The sequence below is a fragment of the Streptomyces sp. NPDC055099 genome (assembly GCF_053607685.1).
This window is the reverse complement of the sequence record NZ_JBSGUA010000011.1, coordinates 21,961-35,149: the sequence shown is the minus strand read 5'-3', so window position 1 is coordinate 35,149 and position 13,189 is coordinate 21,961. Positions and strand designations below refer to the sequence as shown.

At 70.6% G+C, this 13,189-nt stretch carries 10 protein-coding genes and 1 pseudogene; 4 read left to right on the top strand and 7 right to left on the bottom strand.

The window, feature by feature from the left end:
• Positions 1–131 precede the first annotated feature (131 nt).
• The 3 genes from ACWFRU_RS25570 to ACWFRU_RS25560 all read right to left on the bottom strand — a co-directional run bounded on the left by ACWFRU_RS25570 (position 132) and on the right by ACWFRU_RS25560 (position 3,399).
• Positions 132–1,031 carry a S1 family peptidase gene (locus tag ACWFRU_RS25570; RefSeq protein WP_453690508.1) on the bottom strand — a complete coding sequence of 300 codons (900 nt, stop codon included), beginning with the start codon at positions 1,029–1,031 and terminating at the stop codon, positions 132–134.
• Positions 1,032–1,216: 185 nt separating this feature from the next.
• Positions 1,217–2,035, bottom strand: coding sequence for a DUF1684 domain-containing protein (locus tag ACWFRU_RS25565; RefSeq protein ID WP_453690507.1), 819 nt, complete (start codon positions 2,033–2,035; stop codon positions 1,217–1,219).
• 56 nt (positions 2,036–2,091) lie between these two features.
• Complete coding sequence (locus ACWFRU_RS25560) at positions 2,092–3,399, bottom strand: DUF5685 family protein (protein WP_453690506.1); 1,308 nt, start codon at positions 3,397–3,399, stop codon at positions 2,092–2,094.
• 289 nt (positions 3,400–3,688) lie between these two features.
• Here ACWFRU_RS25560 and ACWFRU_RS25555 point away from each other — a divergent pair, with 289 nt between their 5' ends.
• Positions 3,689–4,132 (top strand): cell division protein SepF, encoded by a 444-nt coding sequence (locus ACWFRU_RS25555; RefSeq protein WP_160504177.1) that lies wholly within the window; start codon positions 3,689–3,691, stop codon positions 4,130–4,132.
• 13 nt (positions 4,133–4,145) lie between these two features.
• On the opposite strand, the gene ACWFRU_RS25550 is transcribed toward ACWFRU_RS25555, so the two are convergent.
• Both ACWFRU_RS25550 and ACWFRU_RS25545 read right to left on the bottom strand, forming a co-directional pair.
• Entirely contained in the window at positions 4,146–5,342 is a 1,197-nt protein-coding gene (locus ACWFRU_RS25550; RefSeq protein ID WP_363210736.1) for an acyl-CoA dehydrogenase family protein, read from the bottom strand.
• 154 nt (positions 5,343–5,496) lie between these two features.
• Complete coding sequence (locus ACWFRU_RS25545; protein WP_453690505.1) at positions 5,497–7,122, bottom strand: MFS transporter; 1,626 nt, start codon at positions 7,120–7,122, stop codon at positions 5,497–5,499.
• Between the two features lie 231 nt (positions 7,123–7,353).
• Here ACWFRU_RS25545 and ACWFRU_RS25540 point away from each other — a divergent pair, with 231 nt between their 5' ends.
• Together ACWFRU_RS25540 and ACWFRU_RS25535 are read left to right on the top strand one after the other, a co-directional pair.
• Complete coding sequence (locus ACWFRU_RS25540; protein WP_453690504.1) at positions 7,354–8,532, top strand: glycosyltransferase family 39 protein; 1,179 nt, start codon at positions 7,354–7,356, stop codon at positions 8,530–8,532.
• A 237-nt stretch (positions 8,533–8,769) separates the two neighbouring features.
• Positions 8,770–9,783 carry a phosphatase PAP2 family protein gene (locus tag ACWFRU_RS25535; RefSeq protein WP_453690503.1) on the top strand — a complete coding sequence of 338 codons (1,014 nt, stop codon included), beginning with the start codon at positions 8,770–8,772 and terminating at the stop codon, positions 9,781–9,783.
• A 111-nt stretch (positions 9,784–9,894) separates the two neighbouring features.
• Here the strand turns inward: ACWFRU_RS25535 and ACWFRU_RS25530 are convergent, their stop codons facing one another.
• Positions 9,895–10,110, bottom strand: coding sequence for an I78 family peptidase inhibitor (locus ACWFRU_RS25530; RefSeq protein ID WP_453690502.1), 216 nt, complete (start codon positions 10,108–10,110; stop codon positions 9,895–9,897).
• 264 nt (positions 10,111–10,374) lie between these two features.
• On the opposite strand from ACWFRU_RS25530, the pseudogene ctaD reads away from it, so the two are divergent.
• Positions 10,375–12,099, top strand: a pseudogene (ctaD, locus tag ACWFRU_RS25525) (aa3-type cytochrome oxidase subunit I); the annotation flags it as partial.
• 1 nt (position 12,100) lies between these two features.
• Here ctaD and ACWFRU_RS25520 read toward each other — a convergent pair.
• On the bottom strand, positions 12,101–13,171 hold the full coding sequence (locus ACWFRU_RS25520) for a helix-turn-helix transcriptional regulator (protein ID WP_453690501.1): 1,071 nt from the start codon (positions 13,169–13,171) through the stop codon (positions 12,101–12,103).
• Positions 13,172–13,189: the final 18 nt, after the last annotated feature.

Here is a 13,189-nt window from a genome sequence, read left to right as displayed (position 1 = left end):
GGTAACGCCGCACGGCGCACAAAGGGAGACGGGAGACAGGAGAGAGCCCCCGCCCGGACTGCCGGACGGGGGCTCTCCTCAGCCGCTGGCTGCGAACTGCCGTACGTGGATCAGTTCTGGCCGTACGTGGATCAGTAGACGCTCACGCCGTACCGGCTCAGCGCCTCGGTGACCGGCTGGAAGAAGGTCGTGCCGCCCGAGGAGCAGTTGCCGCTGCCGCCCGAGGTGAGGCCGAGGGCCTTGGTCCCCGCGTAGAGCGGACCGCCGCTGTCGCCGGGCTCGGCGCAGACCGTGGTCTTGATCATGCCGTAGACGACATCACCGCCGCCGTAGTTGACGGTCGCGTTCAGGCCGGTGACCCTGCCGCTGTGGGTGCCGGTGGTGGAGCCGCGCCGGGTCACGGTCTGGCCCACGGTGGGGTTGCCCGCGCTGGTGATGTCCTGGCTGCCGACCGTGCCCGACTTGGTGACACCGGTATTGGTGTACCGGACGATGCCGTAGTCGTTGGTCGGGAAGCTGGAGCCGTGCGTGCTGCCGAGCACCGTGGTCTTCGCCGAGTTGGACCACCAGGTGCCCGCGCCGTCGGTGCAGTGCCCGGCGGTGAGGAAGTAGTAGGTGCTGCCGCTGCGGACGTTGAAGCCGAGCGAGCAGCGCCAGCTCGACGCGTAGATCGCGTCGCCGCCGGAGATCAGCTTGCTGAACTTGCCGGGAGTGCGTTCGACCTTGAGGGCGCCCGCGTTGCTGCCCGCCGCCTCCTTGATCTTGGCGATCTCGGCCTTGGAGACGGTGCTGTCGGCGGTGACGACCAGACGGTTCGTCGCCTTGTCGACGCTCCACGCGGTGCCTGCGACATCCGCGTCGAGGACCGCGTCGCTCGCCTTGGTGAGCTGCGCCGAGCTGAAGGTGGTGACGTCATTGGCGTTCGCAGCGGGGACGGCGAGCGCGCCGGCGGCCACGAGTCCGGTGGCCACGGCGAGCAGACGAGTACGTCTCGCTATGCCGCTGCGGGGGGTGGTGCGCTTGTTCCTCACTTGTTGTTCCTCCCGAGGGGAAGTCAGTGGGCCCGGTGGGTTGGGGCCCGTGAGGCGCAGCCAATGGACAAAAGGCAAGCCGGATTCCGGTTACGCCGTGCCCCTGACAAGCGCTGCTCGGGAGTATTCGGGCCACGGACACCGCGCACAAGGGCGCCTTTCGGCCGTCGCCGGGCCCATAGCGGTCAGCGGCCGAGCAGGTTCCGCTCGCCCGCGGCGATGTCGGCGCCGAGGGTGTTCCCCGGGGGCGGGAAGGGGCAGATGAAGTGGTCGGCGAAGGCGCACGGGGGAAGAAGCGCGCGGTTGAAGTCCACTGTCGTGCGCCCTTCGGCGTCCGGAGCGGCGGGCCGCAGGAACCGGAACCGGTAGCTGGAGACCCCGCTGCTCGCGTCGGCGAAGACCGCCCAGAGTGAGCCGTCGCCCTCCACCGACACCTGGAGCGTGTGGTCCTTTCCGGCCAGGACGAAGGCCAGCTCACCGCCGAGACCGAGCCCCCGCTCCACCCCGTCCGCGTTGCCGACCCGGACGGTGCGCACCCCGTCGGTGGTGGTCTCGGGGGCGTACGGCGTGAACCGCCCCGGCACGGCCCAGCGGTCGTCGTACTCCGCGGCCTCGATGCCCCGGAAGGCGCTGCGCGCGGCGGACTCCGGGTCGAAGTCGCGTACCGCCCAGAGGCCTTCGCGGCGCAGCACGACCAGGCGGCGGTCGCCGTGCCCGACGCGGGCCTCGGCGACCGGTCCGGGGTCGGCGGCGAGGCGGGCCTCGCCGCCGAACGGCTGTCCGTCCAGGGTGAGCCCGTCGTCGGCGTCGGCGGTCAGGACGATCTCGTCGCCCGCCTCGGTCCAGCGCCCGGGGATGTCCGGAAGCGATCCATCCGGGTAGTCCGCGAGCCAGTGGGTGCCGGTGAGGGAGAGCGGGCCGTAGGGCGCGGACACCGTCCGGGTCCGCTGCTCGTGCCAGTGCTTCCAGTCGCGTGCTGCGTCCGTCGATGCGTCCGTGGTCATGTGATCAACCCTTCCACACGGGCTCGCGAGAACCCGGCCGGTCGCGTCGGTCGCGTCTACAGACCGCAGTCGCAGCAGGAGCAGCACTCGCAACAGGAGCAGCATCCGCTGTCGCCGCAGTTGTTGCAGCAGCCTTCCCGCTTCTTGCGGGACCAGGGGCCCTCGTACGAATCGGCGCAGCACAGCTTGCAGGTGCAGCAGAGCCCGATGGCGACCGCACATCCCGCCCAGAAGCCGCGCTTGCCCGGCTTCGGCGGCTGCGGCTCGAACCCGGGCCCGCCCCCGAACCCACCGGGGCCACCCGGACCTCCGGGACCACCCGGACCTCCGGGGCCGGCCGGCCCACCGGGCGCCCCGCCCCCGTACGGATTGCCGCCTCCGTACGGATTGTTGCCCCCGTACGGATTGCCGCTGCCGTAGGCCCCACCCTGCTGGTCGTAGGGTCCGCCCGGCGGGGGCCCGAAGGAGCCGCCCTGATGGGCCGTCACCTCATGGGTGTGGCCGCACGCGTCGGTCCCGAAGGCGCGGTCCACCGAACGCCCCAGCTCATGCGCGAGCAGCATGTGGGCGAGCTTGCCGTCGGTGAACTCGGCGTCGCGCAGCGCGAGCCGTATGCCGTGCAGGGCGTCGTCGGCGAGGCGTCGGGCCTCTTCGAGGCCGGTGCCCGTGGCCGTCAGGGGGTTCCAGGCGCCCGACGCGGCGTCAGCTTCCTTGTCCTCCACGGCATCCAGGAGATGCGCGAGCCTGCCGAAGAGCCGCCCGGCCTCGGCCAGCGGCTCGGCGTTGCCCGGCCTGCCCGCGATGACGGCGGTGTGCGCGAAGGCCGCGGCGGTCGCGGTCTCGGTGGGCTCGGTGACCGTGAGCAGGGAGGTGCCGGGGCCCGCCAAGCCCTCGATGCCGACCTGCCGTTCGACCGCGTCGAGCAGGACCGCCGTGTCGAATCCCACGTCGGCGCCGGTGCGGGCGCCGGCTCGGTCCCAGCTGCGTGCGACCTTGCGGGCGGCGGCGGCCACCGGCCTGCGCGCCAAGAGGCCGTCCCCGTCGACGACGTGGTCGCGTACCTTCGCCGACGCGAGCACCAGCGAGACCGCGGCGGCGAGCCGCGCGCCCTCGCCCTGCGCGACGGACGCGGTGCGCATGCCACGCAGCGGACAGGGGCCCGCGGTGCGGCGCCAGCCGGTCGACTTCTCGGCCTGAGCCTCCGTCAGAACCGAGATGATCAAACCGTCGTAGTTCGTCACGACCCGGGCGAACTGCCCGTGATCACCGCGCAGCGCGAGGCAGAGGCCGCAGAGGTGTGCCATCCATTGCGTTTTGAGGCCTTCGCCCAGACGATGGCTGCAGGGCCTGACGATTCCGAACATGCGACTCCCCCGTGAGCCTGTCTTCGATCAACTCGGGCATCGTATCGAGGGGTCCGTTCACCCGTACGCACCGGTCGTCACCCATACGCCGTGAAGAATCATATTTCACTCACTGTCAGCAGCCGTACACAGCTGGACCCTTGGGGAATCACGCGTCACGGCGTGTTGACTCTGCACCAGTACCGTCACGAAAACCCCGCGCGGCGACTATCCACTTGGCGCACTATCCGCATCATGGACGAACATGGGGACAGGGAACGCAGAAAGCCCGCTGTGAGAGGAGGCGTCCATGGGATCGGTGCGCAAGGCGAGTGCCTGGCTTGGCCTCGTCGACGACAACAACAATGACGAGCGTTACTACGACGGCTACGACGACGACGGGGCCGAGGGGCCCGGCGAAGCCTGGGTGACCGACCCGCGGGTGCGGGTGGTCGCGGAGGCCGCCGAAGAGGAAGGGCGCCGGATCGGGACCGTGACCCCGGACAGCTTCCGGGACGCGCGCGGCATCGGCGAGCTCTTCCGGGACGGCGTCCCGGTCATCATCAACCTCACGTCGATGGAGCCCGGCGACGCCAAGCGCGTCGTGGACTTCGCGGCGGGCCTGACGTTCGGACTGCGCGGCTCCATCGAGCGCGTGGCGACGCGGGTCTTCCTGCTCACCCCCGCCGACACGCACATTGTCAACGGGGAGGCCACGAGCCGTCCGACGGACGGCTTCTTCAACCAGAGCTAGCGGGCAAGGCCGCTCACCGGAAGGCGTCAAGACCGGTGAGCGCCTTGCCCAACACGAGTTGATGCATCTCGACGGTGCCCTCATAGGTGAGCACCGACTCGAGATTCGTCGCATGCCGCATCACGGGGTACTCGAGCGAGATCCCGTTGGCGCCCAGGATCGTCCGGGACGTGCGGCAGATCTCGATCGCCTCTCGCACGTTGTTGAGCTTGCCGAAGCTGACCTGTTCGGGACGGAGCCTGCCCGCGTCCAGGCGCCGGCCGAGGTGATGCGCGAGCAAGATGCCCTTGTGCAGCTCGACCGCCATGTCGGCGAGCTTGGCCTGGGTGAGCTGGAAACCGCCGATGGGCCTGCCGAACTGCTCGCGGGTCTTGGAGTACTCGACGGCCGCCTCGAAGGAGGAGCGGGCGGCGCCCATGGCTCCCCAGACGATGCCGTAGCGCGCGTGGGACAGACAGCTCAGCGGGCCCTTGAGCCCGGTCACCTCGGGAAGCACCGCGTCTTCGGGCAGCCGTACCTCGTCCATCACCAGCTCACTGGTGACGCTCGCCCGCAGCGACCACTTGTGCTTGATCTCGGGCGCCGAGAAGCCGGGGGTCTCGGTGGGGACGACGAAGCCCCTGATCCCGTCGTCGGTGTGCGCCCAGACCACGGCGACCCCGGCCACCGAACCGTTGGTGATCCACATCTTGCGGCCGGTGAGCACCCAGTCGGTGCCGTCCTTCTTGGCGAAGGTACGCATCGAGGCCGGGTCGGAGCCGTGGTCGGGCTCGGTCAGGCCGAAGCAGCCGATGATCTCGCCCGCGGCCATGCCGGGCAGCCAGCGCTGCTTCTGCTCCTCGGAGCCGAAGCGGTGGATGGCGTACATGGCGAGGGAGCCCTGCACGGAGACCAGCGAGCGGATGCCGGAGTCGGCGGCCTCCAGCTCGAGGCAGGCGAGCCCGTACTGGACGGAGCTGGCCCCCGCGCAGCCGTAGCCCTCCAGGGACATGCCGAGCGCGCCGATCGAGCCGAGTTCCCGGGCGAGCTCGCGGATGCCGGGCAGCTCGCCCTTCTCGTACCAGTCGGCGATGTGCGGCAGGACGCGGTCGGCCGCCCAGGTGCGGACGGTCTCGCGGATCGCGAGGTCCTCCGGCTCCAGGAGATCGTCGATGCCGAGCGGGTCGGTGGGGTCGAAGGGCGGCAGGGGCGTGCGGCTGCGTGCGGACATCTCGGGCCTCCGGCGGCGCAAAAACTAGCAGTGGTAGTTACTTACGGCTCGCGTTGACGTTACGACGCGGGGTCACGCAGGAACAAGGGCGGACGGGTGGGGGAATTCCCCGGCCGAAGGCGGGAATTCCCCGGCCGAAGGCCGGAGAAGCACGTCAGCGGACGGATTCCGCCGGGACCGCGGCCTCGCCCCGAGGGGCAGGCACCCCCTGGTCACGCTGCGCCGCGGGCGTCCCGCACTCCATGGTCCGCGGCAGCTTCAGCGCCATCAGCGCGCCGAGCAGCAGCAGCCCGGCGCTGACGAGCAGCGTCACGTGCAGCCCGTGCACGAAGGACTCGCGCGCCGCGTCACGCAGCGCCGCGCCCGCCCCGCCACCGAGGCTCGAAGCGACCTCGTACGCCTCGCCGAGCGAGTGACTGGCGGCGGCACTCTCCTTGGCGGGCACGCCCTGGACGGACGAGAGGCCCGGCGCGTACGCGGCGTTCATGACGCTGCCGAGCAGCGCGATGCCGATGCCGGCGCCCAGCTGGTAGGACGTCTCGCCGATCGCGGCGGCGCCGCCCGCCTGCGCCTGCGGCGCCTCGCTGAGCATCGACTCGTACGAACCGAAGAGCGTGGTCTGCAGACCGAGGCCGAGCAGCACGAAGCTGACGAGCAGGAGCGGGTCGTTGGGCTGGTCGCCCATCCCGGTGAGCACCACCACGGCCGCCGCGGTCAGCGTGAAGCCGGAGGCGACCATCGTGCGCGGGCCGAAGCGGTGCAGGAGCTTCGATCCGGCCAGGCCCGCGGCCATCGCGGCGACGGTGAGCGGCACGAGCCGCATGCCGGTCTCCAGCGGGGAGAGGCCGAGCACCAGCTGCAGATACTGCGCCGCGACCAGTTCGAGGCCCACCAGGGCGAGCATCGCGAGCACGATGCAGCCCAGCGAGGTGCTGAACGCGGGCCGCGCGAACATCGACAGGTCTATGAGCGGATGCTTGCGCCGCCGCTGCCTGCGGACGAAGCCGACCAGGAGGGCCGCGCCCAGGAAGAACGAGAGAAGGGTGGTCATGCCGAACGGCGACTCGCCGCCGCCCGCCCGCTTCACCGCGAAGACGATGCCGAAGAGGCCGCCGGCGGCCATCAGCGCGCCGACCACGTCCCACGGTCCGTCGCGGTCCCCCGTCGACTCGGGGAGCAGCAGGCGCCCGATGGGCAGGCTGACCAGCATCAGCGGGATGTTTATCAGGAAGACCGAGCCCCACCAGAAGTGCTCGAGGAGGAATCCGCCGAGCAGCGGGCCGCCCGCCGCGCCGATGCCGGCCACGGCGCTCCAGACACCGATGGCGACGGCGCGCTCACGCCGGTCGGGGAAGACCTGGCGGAGGATCGAGAGAGTCGCGGGCATGATCATCGCGCCGCCGACGCCGAGCAGGGCGCGGGCCGCGATCAGCACCTGGGCGTTGTCCGCCATGGCCGCCACGGCGGAGGCCACGCCGAAGAGCGCGTACCCGAGGAGCAGGACCCGTCTGCGGCCCACCCGGTCACCGAGCGTGCCGAAGAGGATGAGCAACGAGGCGCAGACCAGTGGATAGACGTCCACGATCCACAGCAGCTCGATGCCACCGGGCTTCAGGTCCTCGGTGACGGCGGGCACCGCCACGTGCAGGACGGTGGCGTCGACGGCGACGAGCAACAGGCTTACGCAGAGGACGACGAGCACCAGCCAGCGGTTGGCGCCGCCCTGCGACCCGGGTACCCGACGGCCGGAAGGAGCGGTGGCCGTGGTTGAACCCGACATGTGCGATACCTCCCAGTGATCCCTCGCATCGGCGGCCCCGCGGGACGTGATCTCCCAGCTGGCGGCAACGAAAAGGCGAGTGAGCCGTCAGAGTACGCGAGTTCACGGCTGTGGCGCGTGGCGGACCTCTCACGGTTGAGCGGAGACGGTGTGGCATACGCCACGCTGCCCACGCATGGACCACGCCCCCGGCAGGGTGGCCGGTTCCCGCCAGCGCCGATAATCGAGCCCGTGACCGACCTGGACCAACGCCCGCCCCCGCCGTCCCTCGGCGCCCGTGCGAGCGCCGCGCTGCGCCGTGCGGCGCCCGCGCTGCTCGCCTATGCCGGGGTGCGTGCCCTGGGGCTCGCGGTGCTCGCCGTGTGGAGCGCGGCCTCGGGCAAGAGCGCCCACACGCTGCTCACCGCCCGCTGGGACTCGCTCTGGTACACCCGCGTCGCCGAGCACGGCTACGGCTGGGAGGTGACGCTCCCGGACGGCAGCGTCCACTCGAACCTCGCGTTCTTCCCGCTCCTGCCCTGGCTGGAGCGCCTCGTCTCGGCGGTCAGCCCCTTGTCGTACGCGGATGCCGGCCTGGTGGTGAGCTGGCTCGCCTCGCTCTGCGCCGCCGCTGGGATCTTCGCGATCGCCGACCATCTGTACGGGCGCCGGGCCGGTGTCTGCGCGGTCGTGCTGTGGGCGGTGCTCCCGGTGGGCGTCGTGCAGTCGATGGCGTACAGCGAGTCACTGTTCACGGCGCTCGCGGCCTGGTCGCTGTACGCGGTGCTCACCGGACGCTGGGTGTGGGCAGGTGTGCTGGCCTCCTTCGCGGGCCTGACCCGGCCGGTCGGCGCCGCGGTGGTCGCCGCGATCTGGGTGACGGCCGCCGTCCATCTGTACCGGGAGCGCAGGCAGGACCGGGAGCGCAGGCCGGACCCGCGCGTGATCCTCGGGGTGGTCCTCGCCCCGCTCGGCGCCGCGGGCTATGTCCTGTGGGTCGGCCACCGCACCGGCGACGGCGTCCTCGGCTATCTCGACGTACAGGCCGGCTGGGGCAACGGCTTCGACTTCGGCTACGCCTTCGCCCGCTTCGTCGCCGACAAGTTCACCGGCTTCCCGGGGGCCCTCGCGGGGGTCGGCCTGATCGTCGGGGTCGCCCTGGTGGTCTGGCTGTACGTCATCGGCGTACGGCGGAAGCAGCCGCTGCCGCTCCTCGTGTACTGCGGGATCGTCGTGGCGCTCGCGCTGTGCGCCGCGGGCTATTTCGGCTCGAAGCCGCGCCTCCTGCTGCCCGCCTTCCCCTTGCTGCTGCCCCTCGCGGTGGTGCTCGCCCGGCTGCGTACGTCCAGGTCGGCGCCGGTTCTCGGGGCCGTGGCGGCGGCGAGCGCGGTCTACGGGGCGTTCTGGCTGAACGGCTCGGGTCCGCCATGATCGTTTCCGGGGGCTCCGGTGAGCGGCCGGGAAATTCCGCACCAGCCCCCGGTGAACGAATTAATAAGGGCCATAAAACGGCCACGCCAATGATCAACGAATTCGGTATAGGCCTGATCTCGGAATAGGTAAACCGCAGGAATAAACCCCCGCCTGAGATCAATGCCACATCACATCGTCATCACAAAGCCACTGATTCGGCCTAGTCCCGCACTCACTCGCTGTAACGTCGATTGGGTGCGTACCGAACGAAACCTCACCCGTCTGGACCGGGTCTTCGCCCGGCTCGACCGTGAGCCGGAACGACCGGCCGGCCTCGATCTGCCGAGGATGAGCAGGCACAGGATCGTGCTCTTCAGCGCGACCCTGGCCTTCTACCTCGCGATCGTGGTCGCCGTGCTGACCACGTCGTGGCTGGTGCGGTTCGACTGGCAGGTCATGTTCTTCCGGCCCTACCAGCAGTGGCCCGAGATCCACGCCTTCCTCGACTACTGGGTGGTCCTCGGCCAGCGCGGCCCGACCGCCGTGATGGTCGCGGCCTGGCTCGGCTGGCGCTCCTGGCGTCAGCACACGATCCGCCCGCTCCTGACGTTCGGCGCCGCCCTGCTGCTCCTGAACGTCACGGTCGGCGCCGCCAAGATCGGCATGGGCCGCCTCGGCCCGCACTACGCCACCACGATCGGCGCCAACGAGATGTGGCTCGGCGGCGACATATTCCCCTCAGGACACACCGCCAACGCCGTCGTGACCTGGGGAATCCTGGCCTATATGGCCTCCACCCCGCGCACCCGCCGCTACCTCTCGGCGCTCTCCGCCGTGGTCTCCCTCAGCGTCGGCCTGACCACCGTGTACCTCGGCACGCACTGGCTGAGCGATGTCTTCCTCGGCTGGGCCGCGGGTCTGCTCGTCCTGCTCGCGCTGCCCTGGGTGGAGCCGCTGCTCACCCAGGTCGAGGGCTGGATCTTCAGCCTGCGGGACCTGTGGCGCTCCCGTCGCGCCGGACTCGCGGGACCGGCGGCCCCCGCCCCGGCCAGGGTTCCGCAGCCCACGCCCGCTCCCGCCGACGAGCCCCCGCTCCGCGAGCCGGTCGGCGCCGCGCGCCCCGCCCGCGCCCCGGCCTACCTCGCCCCGGGCCCGCACACACCGCGCTCCGAGCGCAGCCCGGTCACCCCGGCGGGCAGCCGCCGCCCGCCGCACTCCGAGCGCGCCACACGCGCCGCCACGTCGCCCCGCCCCGTCGCGGGCGGCTAGCCCCAGGACAGCGGGGGCCGGTACGCACAACCATCCCCCGCATCGCGAAGGCCCCGGTTCCGTCCAGGAACCGGGGCCTTTCGCCGTGCCGTGGTCACGCCTCGCCGGGGGTCAGCCCTTCCAGCAGCGGATCACGACGCCTTCCTTGACCTCGAAGTTGAGCCGCCCCGCGAGGTACTCCATGGTGATGATCGCGCCCGGCGGCAGCGACCTGACGGTGGACCAGCCACGCTCGCGGGCCTGCCGCTCGGCGCCGTCGGCCGCGAGGCCGACGTAGGCGTCCAAGCTGTCCTGGGGTTCGGCGGGAGGGGTCGGTATAGGTGCCATGGCCGCCACGTTAGGCGGCTCGGCGCGGCCACGGAAGGCCGTAGCCGGACACCATGCGTCACCGGTCCCTCTCCGGTCACGCTTCTGTCACAGGATCACGACGCCCGTTTCCCCTTAACTCCGTCACACGTACGGGCGGTTGTGGAGTTGTTCCCCTGCCATTAGCGGATTTCCGGCGGGCCCTTCGGCGGGGCCCCGATACCACCTCAATAGCGCGGCGAACAGATCGCCGACTCGCCTTTTTCGCACCTCCCTCATTTCCGAATGCAGGGCCCTCGGCGAGAGGTGACGACGCATAGGGAATTCAAGATTCCAGCACAGCGGGCCCGTACGCCCCCTGTCGGAGCCGGGTGCGACGCGAGCATCATGGCGGGTGCTTCGAACAGGACCGGTGGCGTGACGGCGAAGGGGCGAGCGATGGGGACTGAGACCGCAAGCGCGACGGCACCGCCGGTCCGGCAGAGGACTCCGGGCCGGGTGCTCGTGGACTGGCTGACCACCACCGACCACAAGAAGATCGGTCACCTGTACCTGGTCACGTCGTTCGTGTTCTTCCTCGTCGCGGGTCTGATGGCACTGATGATGCGGGCCGAGCTGGCCCGTCCCGGGCTGCAGCTGATGACCAACGAGGAGTTCAACCAGGCGTTCACCATGCACGGCACGATCATGCTGCTGCTGTTCGCGACGCCGACGTTCGCGGGCTTCGCCAACGAGATCATGCCGCTGCAGATCGGCGCCCCGGACGTGGCCTTCCCGCGGCTCAACATGCTGTCGTACTGGCTGTTCCTCTTCGGCGGCCTGATGGTGCTCGGCTCGCTCCTGGTGCCCAGCGGCCCCGCCTCCTTCGGCTGGTTCGCCTACGCGCCGCTCAACAGCATGGAGCGGACACCGGGAGTGGGCGCCGACCTGTGGATCATGGGCCTCGCGCTCTCCGGGTTCGGCACGATCCTCGGCTCGGTGAACTTCCTGACGACCATCATCGGGATGCGGGCGCCGGGGATGACGATGTTCCGGATGCCCGTCTTCACCTGGAACGTCCTGTTCACGTCGATCCTGGTGCTGCTCGCCTTCCCCGTCCTGGCCGCCGCGCTGCTCGTCCTGGAGGCGGACCGCCGCTTCGGCTCCATGGTCTTCGCCTCGGAGAACGGCGGTGCGCTGCTGTGGCAGCACCTCTTCTGGTTCTTCGGGCATCCCGAGGTCTACATCATCGCGCTGCCGTTCTTCGGGATCATCTCCGAGATCATCCCGGTGTTCAGCAGGAAGCCGATCTTCGGCTACCTGCCCCTGATCGGCGCGACGATGGCCATCACCGGCCTCTCCGTCGTCGTGTGGGCGCACCACATGTTCGCGACGGGCGCGGTGCTTCTGCCCTTCTTCTCCTTCATGTCCTTCCTCATCGCGGTCCCCACGGGCGTGAAGTTCTTCAACTGGACGGGGACGATGCTCAAGGGGTCGCTGTCGTTCGAGACGCCGATGCTGTGGTCGGTCGGCTTCCTGGTGAGCTTCCTCTTCGGCGGGCTCACCGGCGTCATCCTGGCCTCGCCGCCCCTCGACTTCCATGTCACCGACACGTACTTCGTCGTGGCGCACTTCCACTACGTCGTGTTCGGCACCGTCGTCTTCGCGACCTTCGGCGGCTTCTACTTCTGGTGGCCCAAGCTCACCGGGAAGATGCTCGACGAGAGACTCGGCAAGATCCACTTCTGGACGCTCTTCATCGGCTTCCACGTGACGTTCCTCGTCCAGCACTGGCTGGGCGCCGAGGGCATGCCACGGCGTTACGCGGACTACCTGGCGGCGGACGGCTTCACGGCGCTCAACACCGTCTCGTCCATCGGGGCGTTCCTGCTCGGCATGTCCACGCTGCCGTTCCTCTACAACATCTGGAAGACCGCCAAGTACGGCAAGAAGGTCGACGCCGACGACCCGTGGGGCTTCGGCCGCTCCCTGGAGTGGGCCACGGCCTGCCCGGCGCCGCGCCACAACTTCGTCACGCTGCCCCGGATCCGCTCGGAGTCCCCGGCGTTCGACCTGCACCATCCGGAGTACGCGGCGTTCCATCCGCCCCAGTCGCAGTATCCGGACCCGCAGACCGAACACCCCGGTCCAGGGCCCGGCTCAGGAGGTCCCTCGCCGAGCTGATCCGCTCGGTGAAGTCCGCCGGCTCGACGACCTCGAACTCGAAGCCCATCAGGAGCACGTGGATCACCATGACGTCCAGGCTCATGGCGCCCGTGCGCAACAGACAGCTGTGCCGGGTCTCGGCCTCCAGGGTGCCGTCCGACGGGGTGACCCGCTGGGCCGCCTCCTCCAGGGGCACCAGGAGCCGGAACACCGCCTGGGCGGCGTACCCGCGGGTGGAGACGCCCTTGGAGACGTACGCGGCGAGGTCGTCGGCGGGCGGGGTGCGCGGCGCGAAGCGCGGTCCGTGCGGCGGCCTCGGCGTGATGCGGTCCGCGCGGAACGTGCGCCAGTCGTCGCGGTCGACGTCCCAGGCCACGAGGTACCAGCGGCGCTCGGTGCAGACGATGCGGTGCGGTTCGACGGTGCGGCGGGTCGAACTGCCGCCGTGGTCGAGGTAGTCGAAGCGCAGCCGCTCCGCGTCCCGGCAGGCGTGGGCGAGTTCGGTCAGGACGGAGGGGTCGACGGTCTGCTGCCGCGGGGTGCGCAGCATGGGCACGGTGAACGCCGTCAGCGCTGCCACCCGGCGCCGCAGCCTGCTCGGCAGGACCTGCTCCAGCTTGGTCAGGGCGCGTACGGAGGTCTCGCCGATGCCCTCGATGCCCTGCCCCGCCGCGGTGCGCAGGCCGACGGCTACCGCGACCGCCTCCTCGTCGTCCAGGAGCAGCGGGGGCAGCTCCGCGCCCGCACCGAGCTGGTAGCCGCCGCCCGTGCCGGGGCTGGCGTTGACGGGGTAGCCGAGCTCGCGGAGCCGGTCCACGTCGCGCCGTACGGTGCGCGGGGTGACGCCGAGCCGGTCGGCCAGGTCCGCGCCCGACCAGTCGCGGTGGGCCTGCAGCAGCGAGAGCAGGCGGAGCAGCCGTGCGGAGGTCTCCAACATGGGGCCGATTGTGCCCGG

Coding starts and splice junctions, on each gene's coding strand:
- ACWFRU_RS25550 (WP_363210736.1), bottom strand. CDS start 5,342: ATGTCCGCACGCAGCCGCACGCCCCTGCCGCCCTTCGACCCCACCGAC.
- ACWFRU_RS25560 (WP_453690506.1), bottom strand. CDS start 3,399: ATGTTCGGAATCGTCAGGCCCTGCAGCCATCGTCTGGGCGAAGGCCTC.
- ACWFRU_RS25555 (WP_160504177.1), top strand. CDS start 3,689: ATGGGATCGGTGCGCAAGGCGAGTGCCTGGCTTGGCCTCGTCGACGAC.
- ACWFRU_RS25545 (WP_453690505.1), bottom strand. CDS start 7,122: ATGTCGGGTTCAACCACGGCCACCGCTCCTTCCGGCCGTCGGGTACCC.
- ACWFRU_RS25565 (WP_453690507.1), bottom strand. CDS start 2,035: ATGACCACGGACGCATCGACGGACGCAGCACGCGACTGGAAGCACTGG.
- ACWFRU_RS25520 (WP_453690501.1), bottom strand. CDS start 13,171: ATGTTGGAGACCTCCGCACGGCTGCTCCGCCTGCTCTCGCTGCTGCAG.
- ACWFRU_RS25530 (WP_453690502.1), bottom strand. CDS start 10,110: ATGGCACCTATACCGACCCCTCCCGCCGAACCCCAGGACAGCTTGGAC.